The organism is Salinarchaeum sp. IM2453 (assembly GCF_019693215.1).
Classification (GTDB): domain Archaea; phylum Halobacteriota; class Halobacteria; order Halobacteriales; family Salinarchaeaceae; genus IM2453.
In genome coordinates, this window is sequence record NZ_CP081183.1 from 2546806 (window position 1) to 2564927 (window position 18122).

Annotated in this window: 19 protein-coding genes; 11 read left to right on the top strand and 8 right to left on the bottom strand. The window is 46.7% G+C overall.

The features are described 5' to 3' along the window. Positions 1-484: 484 nt before the first annotated feature. Positions 485-1279 carry a hypothetical protein gene (locus K0C01_RS12120; protein WP_221169952.1) on the bottom strand — a complete coding sequence of 265 codons (795 nt, stop codon included), beginning with the start codon at positions 1277-1279 and terminating at the stop codon, positions 485-487. A gap of 486 nt (positions 1280-1765) precedes the next feature. Between K0C01_RS12120 and K0C01_RS12125 the strand changes: the two genes are divergently transcribed. The 3 genes from K0C01_RS12125 (at position 1766) to K0C01_RS12135 (ending at position 3459) form a co-directional block, all read left to right on the top strand. After that, entirely contained in the window at positions 1766-2089 is a 324-nt protein-coding gene (locus K0C01_RS12125; RefSeq protein WP_221169953.1) for a cupin domain-containing protein, read from the top strand. 200 nt (positions 2090-2289) lie between these two features. After that, positions 2290-2616: a hypothetical protein gene (locus K0C01_RS12130; RefSeq protein ID WP_221169954.1), complete on the top strand. Its 327-nt coding sequence runs from the start codon at positions 2290-2292 to the stop codon at positions 2614-2616. Between the two features lie 561 nt (positions 2617-3177). Further along, complete coding sequence (locus K0C01_RS12135; RefSeq protein WP_221169955.1) at positions 3178-3459, top strand: HalOD1 output domain-containing protein; 282 nt, start codon at positions 3178-3180, stop codon at positions 3457-3459. Between the two features lie 85 nt (positions 3460-3544). Here the strand turns inward: K0C01_RS12135 and K0C01_RS12875 are convergent, their stop codons facing one another. Then, positions 3545-3679 (bottom strand): hypothetical protein, encoded by a 135-nt coding sequence (locus tag K0C01_RS12875; protein WP_255568309.1) that lies wholly within the window; start codon positions 3677-3679, stop codon positions 3545-3547. Beyond that, the gene (locus tag K0C01_RS12140) at positions 3676-4266 is read right to left on the bottom strand and encodes a DUF7344 domain-containing protein (protein ID WP_221169956.1); all 591 of its coding nucleotides are present in this window, start codon (positions 4264-4266) and stop codon (positions 3676-3678) included. Before K0C01_RS12140 ends, K0C01_RS12875 begins: the two co-directional genes overlap by 4 nt. Positions 4267-4724: 458 nt before the next feature. Between K0C01_RS12140 and K0C01_RS12145 the strand changes: the two genes are divergently transcribed. From K0C01_RS12145 to K0C01_RS12160, 4 genes are all read left to right on the top strand, one after another. Further along, positions 4725-5879 carry a DUF1102 domain-containing protein gene (locus K0C01_RS12145; protein ID WP_221169957.1) on the top strand — a complete coding sequence of 385 codons (1155 nt, stop codon included), beginning with the start codon at positions 4725-4727 and terminating at the stop codon, positions 5877-5879. Positions 5880-6958: 1079 nt separating this feature from the next. Then, positions 6959-7609, top strand: a complete 651-nt coding sequence (locus K0C01_RS12150) for a DUF1102 domain-containing protein (protein WP_221169958.1) — start codon at positions 6959-6961, stop codon at positions 7607-7609. Between the two features lie 22 nt (positions 7610-7631). Beyond that, positions 7632-8675 carry a DUF1102 domain-containing protein gene (locus tag K0C01_RS12155; RefSeq protein WP_221169959.1) on the top strand — a complete coding sequence of 348 codons (1044 nt, stop codon included), beginning with the start codon at positions 7632-7634 and terminating at the stop codon, positions 8673-8675. Between the two features lie 49 nt (positions 8676-8724). Continuing rightward, the gene (locus K0C01_RS12160; protein WP_221169960.1) at positions 8725-9297 is read left to right on the top strand and encodes a hypothetical protein; all 573 of its coding nucleotides are present in this window, start codon (positions 8725-8727) and stop codon (positions 9295-9297) included. A 111-nt stretch (positions 9298-9408) separates the two neighbouring features. On the opposite strand, the gene K0C01_RS12165 is transcribed toward K0C01_RS12160, so the two are convergent. The 3 genes from K0C01_RS12165 to K0C01_RS12175 form a co-directional block, all read right to left on the bottom strand. Further along, entirely contained in the window at positions 9409-9921 is a 513-nt protein-coding gene (locus K0C01_RS12165) for a DUF7344 domain-containing protein (RefSeq protein ID WP_221169961.1), read from the bottom strand. Between the two features lie 123 nt (positions 9922-10044). Then, positions 10045-10542, bottom strand: a complete 498-nt coding sequence (locus tag K0C01_RS12170; RefSeq protein WP_221169962.1) for a DUF8054 domain-containing protein — start codon at positions 10540-10542, stop codon at positions 10045-10047. 63 nt (positions 10543-10605) lie between these two features. Further along, positions 10606-10848, bottom strand: a complete 243-nt coding sequence (locus K0C01_RS12175; protein WP_221169963.1) for a DUF8054 domain-containing protein — start codon at positions 10846-10848, stop codon at positions 10606-10608. A 315-nt stretch (positions 10849-11163) separates the two neighbouring features. Between K0C01_RS12175 and K0C01_RS12180 the strand changes: the two genes are divergently transcribed. Next, positions 11164-12309, top strand: coding sequence for a signal peptidase I (locus K0C01_RS12180; protein WP_221169964.1), 1146 nt, complete (start codon positions 11164-11166; stop codon positions 12307-12309). Positions 12310-12478: 169 nt separating this feature from the next. On the opposite strand, the gene K0C01_RS12185 is transcribed toward K0C01_RS12180, so the two are convergent. Both K0C01_RS12185 and K0C01_RS12190 read right to left on the bottom strand, forming a co-directional pair. After that, positions 12479-13063, bottom strand: coding sequence for a hypothetical protein (locus K0C01_RS12185; protein ID WP_221169965.1), 585 nt, complete (start codon positions 13061-13063; stop codon positions 12479-12481). Positions 13064-13249: 186 nt separating this feature from the next. Next, a complete protein-coding gene (locus K0C01_RS12190; protein ID WP_221169966.1) occupies positions 13250-14518 on the bottom strand; it encodes a competence protein CoiA family protein in 1269 nt (422 codons plus the stop codon). A gap of 239 nt (positions 14519-14757) precedes the next feature. Here K0C01_RS12190 and K0C01_RS12195 point away from each other — a divergent pair, with 239 nt between their 5' ends. The 3 genes from K0C01_RS12195 to K0C01_RS12205 all read left to right on the top strand — a co-directional run bounded on the left by K0C01_RS12195 (position 14758) and on the right by K0C01_RS12205 (position 18032). After that, the gene (locus K0C01_RS12195; RefSeq protein ID WP_221169967.1) at positions 14758-15996 is read left to right on the top strand and encodes a hypothetical protein; all 1239 of its coding nucleotides are present in this window, start codon (positions 14758-14760) and stop codon (positions 15994-15996) included. 47 nt (positions 15997-16043) lie between these two features. Next, positions 16044-17027, top strand: coding sequence for an HNH endonuclease (locus K0C01_RS12200; RefSeq protein ID WP_255568313.1), 984 nt, complete (start codon positions 16044-16046; stop codon positions 17025-17027). 159 nt (positions 17028-17186) lie between these two features. Then, entirely contained in the window at positions 17187-18032 is an 846-nt protein-coding gene (locus K0C01_RS12205; RefSeq protein ID WP_221169968.1) for a DUF6997 domain-containing protein, read from the top strand. Positions 18033-18122: the final 90 nt, after the last annotated feature.

The window sequence follows — 18122 nt, forward strand, 5'->3', positions numbered from 1 at the left end:
ATATAGTAGACAATGTAGAAATCGACACGACCTTGCTGAGGAAGCACTTGAGCGCATGGTGTTCGGTAAGGCGATGGTTAACCTGACGTTGGAGGCTTTGGCCGGCATTACCCTAGTCGACCTTGTAGGGTATAATTGATCACAAAGGCCAGTCATCCTCGACACCGAGGTGCCATTAACTTAAAACCCGTCTGAGATGATGGGTGTTCGAACTATATTAGGATAAACTTAAGCTTATTTATTAGTGAGCACAGCTATCGGCCGGTTGATTTATCCAAAGTAGCGGAAACCAGGCTTATTTGACTAATAAATACAAACTCTGTATCTTTGTACTGTTTACTCTGACAATCTCCATTTCAACACTTCGTAACTCCGGTATACCGAAATAAAATGGCTATGAAAGTTTTATAGCACGCTACATGTGAGAAAAGTTTCTACGACAATTAAGCCGTGACAAGGGCACAGCAGAATCACGTCATCTCAGTCAAGAGCCTGAAGAACTGTTGCTAGACTCCCCACCTTTTTTATCACCAGGCCTACGATTATCTGGCCAATTGTCAGGAAAGTCAATTTCATTTTTATCCATGTTAGGATTGTAATAAACAACGTTCCAGTTGACAAAATAAACAGCAGAGATAGTGCCGGACAAATCAGTGTTTGCCTTCTTAATCTGACTGTTACTATTTGTATCCCATTCAAATTGTTCAGACTCCTTGTCATCATCATAGAGTACACGGACAGAGAGGATGCCAGATCCCTGCCCCCGAAATACATTTCCATTGCCAGAGAATTCGGGGGTAGCTGGCTCTGTTCCGCATTGAACCACAAACCGGCGCTGGTTATTAGCACCAGACAGATCTGCACTTACTCTATCCCCTTCGAGAGTTATGTCAAGCTCAACTGTATCTTCCCCCTTACTGTTATTACAAGTACCATCGATCGTGGCTGTCTCACCGCCGTCAATCGAATCCTTGTCCCGTTCGAGAGTAATGTCAAGATCTGACTTGATTGTTGCATCTGTGATGGTAATTTCTTCGGTAAAACGGTTTGTCACGTTCACTAGCGGTTCGGACTCACCTTCATCAAGAACGATCTTTGGAAGGGTCTCATCAGAGTCATTCTCACCTTGGACATCATAGCCCACGAATGCTTGTTCGTCAGATACTACCTCAATACGCACATCACGCTCAGCAGTTGTGCTACTAAACGCGCCCGAACCAAGGGTAAACGCTCCAGCACTCGTGCCACCGAGAAGTAAGAGGATCCTTCGTCGTTTCACGGCTGAGATTGAATCTATCTCTATGTTACATTCAATCTCTACTCTCTTTGTTATGCGGTGTTCAATATGCTGGAAATACATACCTGAGAAGGCGAAAAGTACCCTTGAGATAGGATGCGGTCAGTCGATTTTGATACCAGATTGTCTGCACCAATCATGGATCGGTGACAGACTGGGCTGAATAGTAGTTTGGTGGTCCGGTACGCAGTGTACAGGCGGTACAAGGCGACTGCCCCGGGGCTTGACCCCGGGGTGAGTTCACATTCATGTATGCCAACAGCCGAGGTGTAGGTCTTTACCTTGCACTATCTATAACAGTTGTTGATAATACGATTTCTTTATTCAGTGGTGATCCGGTAACAAACCGTGACACACCATCGTCATATGACTCGTGTTGAATAATAAAACTGTGTTTTCAACTACTGATAACCAAAAACAGTGGAGTCCGGGGCAGGTTTAACTGGACTGGGAACTACATCTATATGCATGGATAGTTTTAACGTAAGCGACGTAGCCGAAGAGATCCCAGAAGATGAACATTCAACAGAGACCGTTCGCACTGACAATGTAAGCGTTGAAGTAATGGCATTTACACCGGGTGATGACGATCCAATGCATTCACATCATGAAGATGAAGTGTATCAGGTTGTCTCTGGACACGGAAAACTCAATGTTGAGGGAAATAGCGTCGACGTTGGTCCCGGGGATGTAGTCCATCTTGAGCCGGGGACCGAACATCAGTTCCATGATTTCGAAGATGAACTTGTCGTAACTGTGCTTTACGGACCAGCAAAGCACTCAGACGAGTAGGAAACAGCTGCCAGTGGGATGTACTGTTGATTGAGACCATTGAGTATCAGTATATCTGTGCACGTCCTCTATTTGCGACACCGTCGTTGGTCTCATGGGTAGGAGTTTATACGTTGAACAGAAGCCTACACGGATTATCTCTCTTTCATTCCTCCTTGTCGCCGTTCTTGCAATCGGGGGGATACGAACTGTCTCGGACGATGTATACTGGCAACAGCGGTGACGCCGTCAGACAGTTTGTCCGAATTGCTGTTGTAATCGCAATATTGCTCGCTGCTGTGCCGCTTGGCTTTTTCTGTGGAAGAATAACAGTGTCAGCACTGACGGACAGTCTTGCTGCTGGAACTGTGGTGCTTGCAGGATCAGTGATCACGGTAGCAATCGTAGGACTTAGATTGGATGTCGTTGGGGAAGAAGCAGTGCCGAAAACACTCAAAGCATATACAGATGCATATGCGGTAAGAAAGCAGAATTGTATGCTTCTTGTAGCGTTCATCATCGTAGGAATACACAGAATATCCACATAGAGCAACCTACGGACAGAACTACGATCAGCCAGGAAGTACAGAACCGCAATACAATTGCCAGAAACAAATTGTGAAAGAATGACAAACAATCCTTTCCTATCATATGTCCGGGTCCATTCAAGCATGTATTTCGAAGATTAAACGATAGTACCGGCTAATTCTGGGGGTATATTACAATAAATACAGAGTGTTGATGTTAGTGACAACAAGCCAGCGATAACCGGGGCTTGGATGAAAATATCGCGGAACCAACGTGATCAAGAATGCAGACAACTAACCTAAACAGTAACCCGTCAGAGAAATGCAGTGTACACGGATCGATGACAAAGGTGAATAAGGAATATGCGAATATTCGAGCAAAACTTCAGCACGTGTTTGAGCCAAACAATCATTTATCTTATACACAATATTGCAGATTGCTGAAGCAGGCAAAAATAGCTGAAACGCTTCGATTGTTCAAGCTTCGCAGTTTGACTAAACACGTCACCAATTACAAAAGTAATATAAGTGGATGTTGTTAATTTAATCACAACCGAACCTTGTTACTCAGATTATCATAACATGTCCGAAGAAACACAGAAAGACTCGACGACTGTCAATGTTGATGTCGGTGATGGGGAGGATCTAGCCGTTGCAGTCACAACTGCTATTGGAGAGATAAAAGATATTCCGCCAGCAGAAGTTGAGTCAATCGATGGCCTTGACGGTGAGGCGTTGACGGAGTTCTATCAAACAGCTGTTGCGGGTGAACTGAGCGACATTACAATATCGTTTTGTCACAAAGATGTCAAGGTATCAATTTCGGACGCTGGCACAGTTCAAGCAGAAAGGAATAGGCTGTAGGCTTCCTTATTGGTTGAGCCACACTCTTGCATTACTGCCTCAATTGCTTGCTCTCAGATACGATAAAGATAGCATACATATCAATTCATATGATAACAGTTCCGATGACGATCTCGACCGATCTGTGACTTTCGATTGCGGTATGTCCGCTGGTTGCGGTCAATGCGAACAGACCAACAATTACAAGCAGTATCCACATCACTAATCGAGACCAGTTCATGAGGGTTCATCTGGTGGTCCGCTGGACCCAATTCGATGTTGATACGAGTAATATGTGTGCACGACCGATGATGCGGCAAACACACTCACGACTACCCCGGCAAGAGCCTGTCCAGAAACGGCACCAAACACAAAAATGCCAAAGTACGACATTGCCGCCAGTGCGATACAGATTGCTGAGAGTGACAGATAGTATTCGCTCCAGTTGATATCGCGTTCGGGAACATACTCAAGATAGAGTTCAATCTCACGAGCGGCTTGAGTCAATGTGAGTTCACCGCGTTGCTGATCATAATCGACGACACCGACTTTGTCAAGTTTAGGCAAGTGAGATTGGCGAATTGCCGTATATACACGTTTCCGGCTTTGTGACGTAATATTCTGGACAGAGGTGTTATTTTCCCACGCTGCAACCTGATCGACCACTTCTCGAAGCGTTGCTCGATATCCAGCACCCCGTTGTTTCAGATAGTGGAGGATATACCGACGGCGGCGGTTGCTGAGAACATCGAAAATAGCATCCCGATCGAGTTCATTCTGTGTCGTTGCGTCCTGTGGTGTTGGAAATGGAATGAGATTCCTAAGCATCCCGACCACCCGCAGAACAGATGCATGTCATGATACAGGTAATACTATATATCGTGTTGTTACTTAGCTAATCACATACTTCAACGTGCTAATAATATTCAAACAGTTGATTAACGAATACTGATTTTACCGTGTATAACCCGTTAAATTACGGGGCCTGAATGGATAATCATTGATTATACTGCTAACAGATCCATCTACAAGGTGGTTGCAACTAGCAGTATGTCTCGTGTGATCTCCGTCCTGTTCAGACGGGTTGTTCGTTATTGTGGACGAAATGGCTAGTCACCGGTTATTACACCGATTGTGTAGTTCTGGCATAATTAGTCTCCGTATAATGTCTCTTTGTTCGTCATTTGGTTCATGCTACGGCGCGATTACTTCTTGTGTGGCTGTGTATACAAAAGGGGGTATCAGAACATATGCGATAATAGGCGCGAAATCGGCGCTGATCAACAATGGACCGACGAAAATTCCTTCTCGGGGCTGGGAGTGCTGCGATCGGTGGCAGTGCATTGGTTGGCTCCGGGGCGTTTACACGAGTGGAATCGCAACGCCGAGTAAAAATTGAAGTGGCCGAAGATCCAGATGCATATCTTGGACTGGAAGGATGTGAAGGATCGCCAAATAGCAGCTACACAAATATTGATGACAGTGGGCACCTCGAAGTTGATATGTCGCCAGATAATACAACCGATGCTGGCGGGCAGGGGATCAACTCAGATTCACGGTCGTATTTTGACGATGTCTTCCAAATCTGTAATAATGGCAAGCAAGACGTCTGTGTTTGGATCAATGATGATGACGATTGGCCAACGTATGATGACACAGGCGAACGCCGTGTTGAATTCTATGTTGGTAACAGTGTTGGAGCCGGAGACCTGACAGGACTTGAGGAGCAGTCAATCATTGGCCAAGAAAATGCCGTTCAACTGACGACTGGCCAGTGTGTCTGTATTGGAATCGCAACAGTCTCCAAAGAGTTGTCTGAAGAGGATCAACTGCTAGCTGAGCTTGATAACGAGATCACAATCACAGCCGATGCAGATGTCGAATGCGAAGCTACGGCCTGTCCGGAACTCTCCGGTGCCTACGAATGTACCTCATATCTTTTCTCACAAGCTGCTGAAGAGTGGGAGCGTATCGGAACAGGGTTTGCGGTGACAAACTTAGGATCAGCTACAACGGCTGATATTGCGGTCGCAAATGAGCCTGGAAAATGGGAAGACGATCTTGAGATCGGTGCATTTGAGACAACGGGTATTGTGTCCGACGCTTCGTTTCCAACACGAGCATTATTATTCTGGGATCCAGTGGATGAGGAGTGTATTGATGTTGTTGATGCACCGACATGGGGCGAGTACAAAGAAGAGGAGGATATTGATGACCTAGAAGATTGGTTTGATAAGTTTGGGACAGCAGATCCTCCTGATGATATACCAGAAGATCCAGATGATGATCTTGTTGTACGTGTTGAGGATATCCCTGAAGAAGGCGTTGAAGACCAAGTTGGACCCGACGAATCAATTCCAGATGATCAATGGCCAGACATGAGCGATCCTGCAGAAGAGGAGGGATGGATTACCTGCGAAAAGTTTGATGACGAAGAGTAGTGCAAAGCTAGATATCAGACCATTACGGTGAACTTACGCCGGTCTACTCTGCTCGGGCTACGCCCTCGCTTTGTTGAGTGCAGGGCTTTGTGCCTTTCGGGCAGGTGTTTCTGGTTCCACGGTGGCACTTGCAAGCCCTGTCCCGCGCTGGGACAGGCTCACAGCGGTGTCAGTCTCCACAGGTGTTGATTCGGATTGTCTTACCCCCTACTTGCTGGTGACGGGGAAATAGCGTCTGACCGCGGGTATGATCCCACTCGAAGCCAGCCTCATGAGTAAATCCCGTCACAATTCAATGTCTGGTATCAATTTGGTTGCATGGTTTGATGTGGCTGAGTGACCGCTGTATCCCCGCTCTATCTTGCTCCCGTTGGTCGCTCCTTGAGGACGGGAACATAGCCTGTAGATCATATCGAGATTCGGTCCATGATCTGAAGACCCTCCTTCAAGCCGCCGGCTGTTGATTCCAGCTCACGGTACCGCTAAGTGCCATACCGAGATCGGAGACAGAGGCTTAGTCTCGCTAATAATCCGACCATGCTGACCAGACTGCAATCATGAACCACCCAGCCAAGCGGTGCGGTTCCGTGGAAACCACACCCTCGTTCACAGGGAGGTGGGAAGTCAGTAATGTTCTATCGTGTTGTCAACTATTCGTCCATGCGCTCGTACAGCTTGGAGCATGGCCGCTACAGCAATGCCGAGGCAAACACCTACGAATTGGTCGGAGGAGAACAGCAGTATTGTGCAACAACGTAATAACACTGGATTAATCATAACGAATAGCGATATTATCTCAAACGATCGGTCGAGTACATTGAAACTCACCGTGGATACACTGCCAGGCAACAGAATGGATTTCACATACGATTCCAGCACGTTATGCTGTTAGTGTGATATTTCAATTGGTATATCGTCTGGTTATCGATTCATAATCAGTGGTTGTTTTGTTTGGCCGTGCCATTGAGCAGTCAATTAAAATACACATACAGCGGTTGTATGATTTCCTGCGAGTGCATACAAAAGGGGATTCCTATCAGATACATGAATAGGCGCGAAGCCCCGCGCCAGAATAACCCATGGATCGACGAAAGTTTCTGATCGGAGCTGGTGGGGCTGCCATTAGTGGCAGTGCTATCCTTGGCTCCGGTGCGTTTACACGGGTAGAATCGCAACGCCGAGTAATAATCGAAGTCGCAGAAGACCCAGATGCATATCTCGGACTGGATGAGTGTCCTGAATCGCCAAATCAGAGCTACGCAGATATCGATGAGGATGGCCATCTAGAAATTGATATGTCGCCAGACAATCCAACCGAGGTGGGCGGCGAAGGAGTTAACTCAGATTCATTCACCTTTGCTGATGATGTTTTTGAGGTCTGTAATAACGGGAAGCAGGAAGCGGTGCTCTGGATCGAATCCAGCGATGCTGAAGATCTCGATGATCCACCAGAAGAGTATGAAGACGATCTCCCTCGAGTGCAATTCTACATCCTCGACGAGGAGGGAGACATCCAGCGAATTAGTGCCGAAAATCAAGATGAGGCAGTTGACAACGAGTGGTTCACCTCGATTGAAGAAGGGGGCTGTGTCTGTGTCGGAATCCGGACGATGACGAAGGGACTCGAAACTGGCGATCAGCTTATTGATGATGACGAGGTCGTCATCCACGCCAATGCAGATCTGGTAGGTGACGAGAACGGGGGGAATGGGGATGACAACGGGGACTAATAATTTCAGACAGTGATCAAATATGGATCGACGAAAGTTTCTGATCGGAGCAGGTGGGGCCGCCATCGGTGGCAGTGCTCTGCTTGGCTCCGGGGCGTTTACACGAGTGGAATCGCAGCGGCAGGTAACCATCGAAGTCGCTGAAGACCCAGATGCATATCTGGGCTTGGAGGGATGTGAAGGATCGCCAAATAGCAGCTACACAAATATTGATGACAGTGGGCACCTCGAAGTTGATATGTCGCCAGACAATCCAACCGACGCTGACGGGCAGGGGATCAACTCAGATTCACGGTCGTATTTTGACGATGTCTTCCAAATCTGTAATAATGGCAAACAGGCCGTCTGTGTCTGGGTTGAAGATGATGAGGGATGGCCAACATATGAACGTGACGGCCAAGATGACGAGCGTCGTGTTGAATTGTACACTGGATCTAGCATGGGTGCAGAGGATCTGACTGATCTGGAAGAGCAGTCAGTGATTGGTGAAGCCAATGCGTTACTCCTTGGAGCTGGAGATTGTATCTGTGTTGGTGTCGCAACAGTCTCGAAAGGGTTGTCCGAGGAAGATCAGCTACTTGATGAGCTTGATGATGAGATCACGATCGTCGCAGATGCAGATGCAGAATGTAATGCAGAGATTGCGTGCGGTGATCTCGAAGCCGAATATAACTGCACAATTGAAGACGACGGGGAATTCATCGGTACCCGAGTCGATGTTAATAACCTCGGAACCGACGCAACAGACTTTGGCTGGGCCGTAACTGGCGATCCAAACACCGTTAGAGGCCTTGTGCGAAATGTTGCGGCATTAGACTCAGAAACATTCACAACCGATGCAAGTGACCTGCAGGACGGTATCGTCTGGTGGGAAAGTCCCGAAGAGTGTGGTGAAGAGCTTGATCTACAGACGTATGCTGAGTTCGTAGATGAACGCGGTGAAGAGGATGAATTGATCGAAACTATAGAAGAGGATGAGGTTGAGATTCCGGATGACGCATACGTCGCTGTCATCGATGGATTGCCAATCGACGACGATACTCGAGTCATCTGTGACGAGGAGTAGCCGGTAGTAACCGGCCTGTTGCCTCCTGGTCGTATATAACAAATCTACTATGAAACGACGGAACTTCATTGCCGGCGGCAGTAGTTTAGCACTCGGTGGGGCGTTTCTTGTAGCGAGTGGTGCCTTTACGCGCGTCGACGCAGAACGGGAGGCTGTAATCCAGATTAATGACGACCCAGATGCAATCATGGGTCTTGAACCCTGTACAGGCAGTCCAAACGGTGAATTTGCCCAGATCACTGACGACAATACCGTGGCCATATCTCTTTCAGAGACAACGGTCACGGATCCTGGTGGCCGTGGTGTAAATCCCGGGGCAAAATCACAGTTTGATCGTGTATTCGAAATCTGTAATCAGGAAACCCAAGATCACCAAGTCTGGATTCGTGATGAAGAAAACTGGCCAGTCGATGAAGAAACTGGGGAACGGCGCGTTGACTTTTATCTTGCAGATAATCCCGATCGATCAATTGTCGGGGAGGAAAACGCCGTAGAACTACTACTCGGTGAATGTATTTGCGTTGGGGTTGAAACCGTCACATTCGGTCTCAGTGCTGGTGAACAGCTACTCGAAGAACTTGACAATCAGATTTGGATTGAAAAAGACGGGACGACAGAATAGCTGGCACGTGTCGGCCACTTTCCGATGACATCAGCCTTACTTCCTTCCATAGTGAATTACTTCTCTTACTCGATTTCAAGGCGAAAGCCTCGCGCTTCAGCGCGGTATCGATCAGAGTATATGCATGATACCAGCAGCATACAGTGCCACAATTAACAGCAAGATATATACCGGAATGACGGTCGTACACAGATCAATAAGACCAAAAAGAGCCCCACTGACAATAACAACGCCGATGACACCTGCGAATGCTGCTGTCTGTTTCACTCGCTCATAGTGGTTTGGCTGGTGGGTGAGCTGTTCAATAACAGGGTGATCCTCGTCAGTGAGCGCTACAGTTTTTCGATCATCATCATATTCAATGAGATCACAATTATCAAGCTTTGGAAGGTGTGTCTGATGTAAGGATACATAGACACTCTGTTCGTGTTGTCGCTCTGGTTCGCCATTCTCGCACTCACGAGCAGCAATTTTGCCAGCAAGATCTCGAAGTTCGAGTTGGTCCGCATCGGTGTTAAGAAGAATATCAATCGTTTCACGACGACGATCATTGCTTAATAGGTCACAAATCTCCGCGTCTGGTAGTGTGCCATCCTGTTCTCCCGCGTCAATGTATTTGCTCATGTATTTGGATCACCCTCCCCCTGGCATTCATTAATTTGTGCTTTTTGTTACCACTTACAAATAGTCTTTCCTTCATTTCATTTGTGATATATTTGTAATGAACCATGAAAATGGAGCATTGTCTCAGTATGAGCCATTAAATACTGTATTATCACATTCTGTACATTCTGTTGATACAGTCGTGACAGAATCCGAACAACACGACTGAACAACATCTTCGACTTCGGTTAACCGTGCATCACACGCCGGGCAATGTTCCAAGAATACCCGGGTCCGGACAAGTAACTCTGCCCGCTCTTGGCCGCTAAGATCATCCCATTCAGAGATCCATTCTGCGAGCGTGGGCTCAAGCGCAAGATCAGAGATAAATGCTGCCTCCGAGATCCACCGTCCCGCATAATCACCATCGTGTCGAACAACAAATTGGCTGGACTGGTCATCAAAGGTAAGCTGTTCGGGATCGACATCAATTGTTGCTGCCAGTCGTGACCGAGCTGTGTCCGTATCACGCACTGACTGCATCCGCTGTCGCCACGTGTCTCGGAACTGTGATGATAGCTCGAAGTCCTCTGTATCAGCATCGACCTGTACAATGCCGGATTTGATTAGAACCTCACCCAATTCAGAGATATCTCTGTCATCAGGAAGCGTATCCAGTGTTTCCTGTGCTGGCGTTTTGCCAAACTAGCGGAGAACGCGATCAGGAAAATACGTTTGTGTTAACTGTGGGGTGCCAGGGATCAGATATCCACGAGCGTAGATTGCAAGAAAGCTTAATCCAAGAATTATACCACCAAGCGTAAGCGATACTGTGGCAGCAAGACCACCAAGGACGAATGCGATACCTGTATTCACGATCGTACATGGATAACATCGATTCTCACCTGTGTACTCAGGCTGTCGTATCCAGTTGATTACCCGTTCCATACGAGTACTATGACAACCTGTACCGTGTTGAGTATACACTCCCTTCAAGCAACTAGTTGAGGATTAATATCCAATTTACATCACGATAATATACTTGATAGTGCCTTGTTGTGCAATGGTCATTGTGAGAAAAAGCGTCAAAACAGATAGCAGCAATAGGGCTTGAGCGTGGGGTAATGTGGCATATAATCGTATGTTAATGACTGATTTCTCTGGTTTAATCGTGGTTTCAAGACAATACAGCCTGCGATTAGCTAAGTGAATATAGTCGATAATGTTGCGTCGTGGCTGGATAATCACCGCCAAGGACACAGCATGGCTCATAGTATTACACAAATTCTCTCAAAAATTGGCCTGATTTTGCTACTGGTAATTGTTGGAATTCTTCTGGTTGGATACGCGTTCAATCAGCCACTGTTATTTGCACACATTGAGACAGATAGTATGGAACCAACGATTGAACCCGGAGAAGTTGTTGTTGTTGCTCCACCGGAACTTACTGGAGATCCTGATGTTGGTGATGTCATCGTGTTCGATGCCGAATATACTGATGGCGGAGGCCTTGTGACACATCGGGTGGTCGGAGAGGAGTCACAGGGTTATATCACACAAGGTGATGCAAATCTGGTGACCGATCAAGACTCTGGAGAGGCACCAATTACTGACGGACAGGTCGAGGCTGTTCTACTCTCAACTGGGGGATCTGTCATTACAATTCCATATCTTGGAACAGCTGCGGAGGGAATTCAATCGACAGCAACAACAGTACAACAGTGGTTATCCAACGTCTTTGGCACAGACCTGTTCGATGGGATGGAAGGCCAAGCAATCATTATGTTTACAGTCGGTGGAATTGCGTTACTGCTTGGACTTCGAGATAGTGATTCTAAACGCTCCAGAGATCGGTCACGAAGTCGAAATCGGGCAGGGTACATCCCTGCAAGTTCGCTCCTGATTGGCTTTGTTGTACTGCTTATATCCGCAGCATTGCTTGGAATGCTTTTGCCAGCCGGAACAACAACCTATGAGGTGCTGAGCTCTGAATCTGAGTCAGGGCCACCACATACGATTGAAGCGGGCGGCAGTGATACAGTTAATTTCACGGTTGGAAATGAAGGATTGATTCCGACACACGTCTATTTGGAACCAGCAAGTGATGGCATAGCGATTGAGGATGATCAGTTCCGGCTTGGACACAACGAATTAGATAATGCAACCGTTACACGGTCAGCCCCGCCTGAGACGGGACTGTACTATCGGTCCGTCGAAGAATATCGATATTATGCACTGTTACCGGGCCCGGTCATTGACTGGCTGTACCAATATCATCCATGGCTTCCACTGGCTGGCATCAGTGCAGTCATCGGTGGCGTTGCGTATGGAGTCGGTCGGGCATTGCTTGGATCCCGCAACGCCGTGCGTCTTCGATCACGGAGCCGGACAAGAGATCGATACGAATGATTACCAAGATTAGCTCCCAAAAAGAGGGTTTGTAACGTAATGAGAAAACTTGGTATGACAGGTTGATTGCAGTCAAATTCCGTGTCAGTTGAGATGCGTCAATATCTCAGGGGCAATCCATGTGGCATCCGCCTCGATTATTCTGTGAAATACCAGTGTATCAGTATAGTCAGAGGACATCGGATAGATTTTCTCGAGTATCTTCAGTGCCAACGTGGATGCGGAAATTGCCGTCCATTTCGCCGAGAAACTCTGATGCAGGTGGTGTTTCAATGGTAATGTCGACGTTCACAGCACCCAGTTCTCCGACCTGAGGCAGATCATCGACATCATTGTAGTCGTCAACAAGCAATGATGTTCCATCCTCAATCATGTCGGCCTCCTCGCCGTGAGCTGTCATGGTGATTTCTTCGAGTTCGTCAAGTCCATCAATTTCAATTCCAACCCGGAGCTCAGTGCTACTGGTATTCTGAATCTGGAAGATTTCCGTAAAGTAAAATCGTGTTGCAGGGTTCAACCCGTTGCCACCCATTGTAGGTCCGCCGGTAAACGACAGTCCAAGCTGTCCAAAGGTGGTGTCAGTCGCGTATCGGTCATCAAGAGCGGTGAGTTCAATCAGTCCAGCGCCATCACCAGCTGTGGAGACACCAAAGTCACGCTCAGCTTCTGCGGTGCCAAATGCACCACTTCCGATGGCTGCAGTGAGCCCAGCAAAGATCGACCCGGCACTGAAGACAAACGTCCGCCGTCTCATTGTTGGGGCTCCATTATTGTATGTACCTCCTATGTATAGACGGTTGTATAAATTACCATTTAAGCTCGGTTTATATTGTATTGGCTTACCGGAATATGGGATTTGATTAGTTCAATAGACGCCAGAAAAGCATGGCAACGGTGGTATGTGCTGCTTGAAGATGGTCAAGGAGCAGCACAGGGCTCATTAATCCGGTGAGATGGAATTAGCAACACTCTTCGATTGATTATACCACTGGTATATATCCGATGACAACTGAATAAATTTGTGCGCCTCATCTACACAAAAGCTTAATTGCATTGTGTTCGTTTCACTGTAAATCTCGACAACTACCGAATTATTTTTATTCCGAGCAATAGAGTACGTAAGAGATCCAATCTCGGAGGTTTCTTTCTTATCTGTCTGATTGCAAGTTAATGAGGAAACAATAGAATCAGCTAACACACATCCGATACGTAGCACAAACTCAATGAACGAGTCGAGAGTATGCTCACTGATGCGTGTCTCACATTTGTCTTCGGTTTTGAGTTTCTCAACCCGGAGTACATCAACAGATGACGGATTGATCTCAATCTGAATTTCGAAACTTTCTCCAGAACCTCTTAGAAATTTTTCACTGAAGTATGTTTTCCGGCCTGCCGACATAACTGCTTTACGTCGCTCAGCAATTCTCTTCTGTCGTTGCTCGTTACTGTGTCGAATCATATGTTCAATTACTGCGCGGTATATCGTCTGGCCGGCAACTGGCTTTGAAGAAAAGTTAAGATTAAACTCCACTTCATGAGACCAGTCAATCTCTTTTTTCTGATGAATTTCTTCTTTGTTTGACCCGTCTTGAAATTCCGAGAACAGTGTTTGATTATCGTCATACTCTGGAAGCACATGCCTAATATCATGCTTTTTAAGACCTATACATATCTCATCAGATGTTTCACCTTGTTTATGAGGGACAGCGTATGGCCAGACAGAAACTGGGGAAGGGAGGCTAACGTCTTCGTAATCAGGAGAATCACCCGTATAGTTCTTTTCAAAGAGCCAGATTACGCTAGCACCATTAGTAAGATAGTTTTCTGTCGTGTTAATGATGTCTTTCTGATTATTTTGATATTGCACTTCAACGGCAATTCCTTTTCCAAGTGGAAACTGTGGTTCATCAAATTTGACGAATACATCAGCACGACGGGGGACATCTTCCGTCACAAACTCGGTATTTACGGTTGCATCAGGATACTTCGCTTGAAGTTTTTCAGCAGCAATTGATTTCATCTGAAGATGAAGAGCTGATTCGCCACCACAGGCGGTCTCTGGTGGATGATAGAAGTGTCGAGCCCTAGAAGACCCATCCTTAACGCGAAGGATACCCCCACACACGGGACATTTAACTTCCTCATCGTCTCCTACTCCAACAGGAATTCGGGGACGTTCGCTGACGGGATCCAGGGCAATGAATGGCATTATCATAACCTAATAGATATGATAACATATATTTTTAATATGAAAATCTGGAATCAGACCACTCTGATTCGTACTATAAAATCATTTCTATGACATATATAATTCGTCCTATCCTATTAATGTAAACAAAAATGTAGGTCAATACCAGACGAGCAGGGAATCAGCAAGGTTTGCTACCACAGTTGCATTAGAATAGCTATACTTTTTACGCGGGATATTGAATTGCTTACACATTGTCTATGAGCAGTGCCCCACAGCTGTCTGAACCACGTGTTCTTGCATCCACAAAACAGGCTGTGCTTCGGGACGATGCTGAACAGTCCTATGCGGTCACAGATACGCAGTTTGCAACAAGAGAGTGGCTCGCTGGACAGACGATTTCAGACGACATCCGCGATATTCTTTCGCCGTTCAACCGCGTGAAGGTCGGCAGTGGCTATCCAGATATTGTGGCTGTGACGCCACTTGATGAGGAGTTTATTGTTGCAGACGAGCAACCAGCAGAACCGCCGCTGGTTGCAATTGAAGCAAAAGGCTACGATGATCGGGGATCAATCAATGTCGAGCGAGGGATTGTCCAAGCACATGACCGGCTCACAGAAGCAAATGTCACATATGTCGTTGCACCGACAGCAGCGATTGGGCAGTCAGCACAGACACTCGCCAGACAGTTGAATATCGGCATCCTTGGAGTGAGCGATGCAGAGACGATGAACGTAATTGAACGACCACGGTTTGTTGGCAATCAGGGCACAAATGAGGCGAGGGCAATTCGATTTCAGGCGAGTGCGCAGGGCGTTGCCGATCAGTCGTTCAGTTTGAATCATCCAAAGAACTATCTCGGATATCCACTGGCGTTGTATCATCCTGAAGAGACGGCGTCAGTATTATCTGAGTATGTTGTTAGTGACATCAAGGGTGCTCGAACAGGGGCATCATTCCTTGGTATGATCGAGACATCACCACGGGGAGAGCAGTTGACACCGCTTGGAAAAGAGGTAGTTCGATTTGCACATGACAGATATGGATCTGTTGAAGCCGCACTACAGGAGTTTGAAGGCTGGAAACGATCACGAAAGCGGTTTTATGATCTCGCGCCAGAGTGGGGATTAATCACAAGGCGAGTGCTCTGGGAGTATCCTGCAACGAAACTCATTGTCGAAGAATTACAGACACTCCATCAGCGAGGAAACACAGACCCGTCGTTAGTGGAGTTTGTAACACATCTCAACCAGCAGAGTCCGTCATTTACAATTGAACTGTTTATCAAAGGAGATGAACTGGTTCGACGGAGAGTGTTAACCAACGATGGTGAGTTACGAACGATGGTACTTGCTGATGGCAAGGTATATCACTCACCGACAGTGTTCCAGCTCAAGGCAATGTTATATCATGCTGGGATTCTCACAGAGCGAGGGAGAGAGCCGAATCGGCTTGATCCTGAATCAGATATCTGGAAGTTGGAACAACATGTCTGAGAAAGACTGGCAAAAGAATCATCAGTAATCTGTGTTTTTGTCCATATATGTCAACAAAGCGGTTGAAGAGTATTGTCCCAATGTACGGAGGGGCAACCCAGTACGTGGAGACACTCGATGATATCCTTGATTTTGTGAGAGCACATAATCCGACAACAGACGAAATCATCGGGTGGCATCGTGGAAGCTTTCCGCAGGTGTCTAGTCAAGATTCGATTATGCGACGAGTACAGTATCTTCAGCAGGTTGGCTTTATCGATCAAAAGGATAACCAGTGGACAATTGACGAGTTGGGAAATGAATATCTCAACAATAGAGAACTCAAACGACTGTTAGAGATTATGTGTGACCGGAATGTTGGATTACGAAGTCTTCTGTATGAGTTATCATCCGGTCCAATGACACTTGAAGAAATCAATGCACAGCAGTTGAACACGCATCCGGAGCTGGGATGGAATCCGGAAAAGACTGATATGGCCAAACAGCGAACCAACTGGCTCAGAAGCATGGATGCGGTCGAACGGACAAATGGTAACTATCAGTTAACTGAACAAGGAAGATCATTCATCAGTCAAGCAATTGGGGAGTGGGCTAGCGCAGAACAGTTGACGTCTGCGGAGAATGAGTTTGACGCAGGAACGTATGAGACAACAGTGCAGGCTCGGGCAGTGGACCCAGAGTTTCGGGCTTCGGCATTATCACGATATGAGCATGAATGTCCGATTTCTGGAGTTGATCACCCGAGACTTTTGGACGTCGCACATGTGCTACCGTGGAGCGAATATCCCGATCACAGAGCGGATTTATCCAACGTAGTTGTCCTAAGCAAAACACATCATGCTGCATTCGATCAGGGATTCTTTACAATTGATCAGAATTACACATTGCAAGTAAATCCTGATTTTACCACGCAAAGTGACTTACTACGCCAGACAATTTGCAGTCAAGATGGCGAGCGGGTTCCAACGCTGGAAGAGCAACTAAATGATGACTATGTCGCACAACATAATGCTGAGTTCAACTGGGTATAAGAAACCGGTTACTATTAATCCAAAAACAAACGATCGATATCATAGATTGTCTTATTCTTGTTTTCACCAGGTGATACGTCAGATAACGGAAAGTATGCTTAACACGTAGAGATTGGTTTCGCTAATGTTGATAAACATCCTCCAAGAAGTACGTAGCAGATGATATTTGCTCCTGCAGTAGAAGACTTGAACACTCTGGACGGTCCGCTCTATGGTCCCAAGTCATTTCGTGACTACGTTCGGGAGCACGATCTCAGTGCAACAAGGACAGCACGGTATATTTCAGTCAACAATATTGACGAACTTGATTCATTACTTCGTGAGCATGATATCATGGTGCTGCGTGTTGGATCAGCACCGAACGGGACAGGAACAGCATTTCTACTTGTTGAGGCCCCGAACGGAATATCAGAGTATTTTCTCAAGGATACAAGATTATTCAAAGACCAAGCACCAGAACAAATCAATAGTCCATTAGAGGAGGATCGATTACTGAGCTTCTCGATTTTGCCGACGCTGTCGGAGACGTCGCTGGTCAATTTTGGACTGGCTTCAGGGGCGCTAGCTGAAGCGCTCAGACTTGACACATCAGGATCGTTGCCACCACCAGCCACAGGACAGTCAACATTCACATTTGAGCTACGACCTCACAGTGAGATCGACAAAACAGTAACCCACCGTGCCGGTCAGATCGAAATTGACACGCTATTTGCCGAACGCAGAAACGGAGACATGGCACTGTTCGTTATTGAAGCAAAGACAGGAAGTTACGCGACATTGGCGGCGCACAAACTTGTATACCCAATTTTGGCGATAGCTGATGCTGTGCCAGTCCACATTGACATTATTCCCGTGTATCTACGGTGTCGACAGGTAAATGATCGGATTATATTCGACACCACAGAGTGTCGTTTTCCAGATCCTCGGAACCGGCTTGGAGGGCTTGACGAACTAGCCGTGCAGACCGTACGATCTATCGAGATAGAGAGGGACTTGTACAAATAAGTTGAGAAGTCAATTTGTAGTTGGCGTGTAGTGTCGACCTGCTAGCCGTTGCAAATTGGTTTTGTGGATCCTGTCGTGATTAGAGATTGG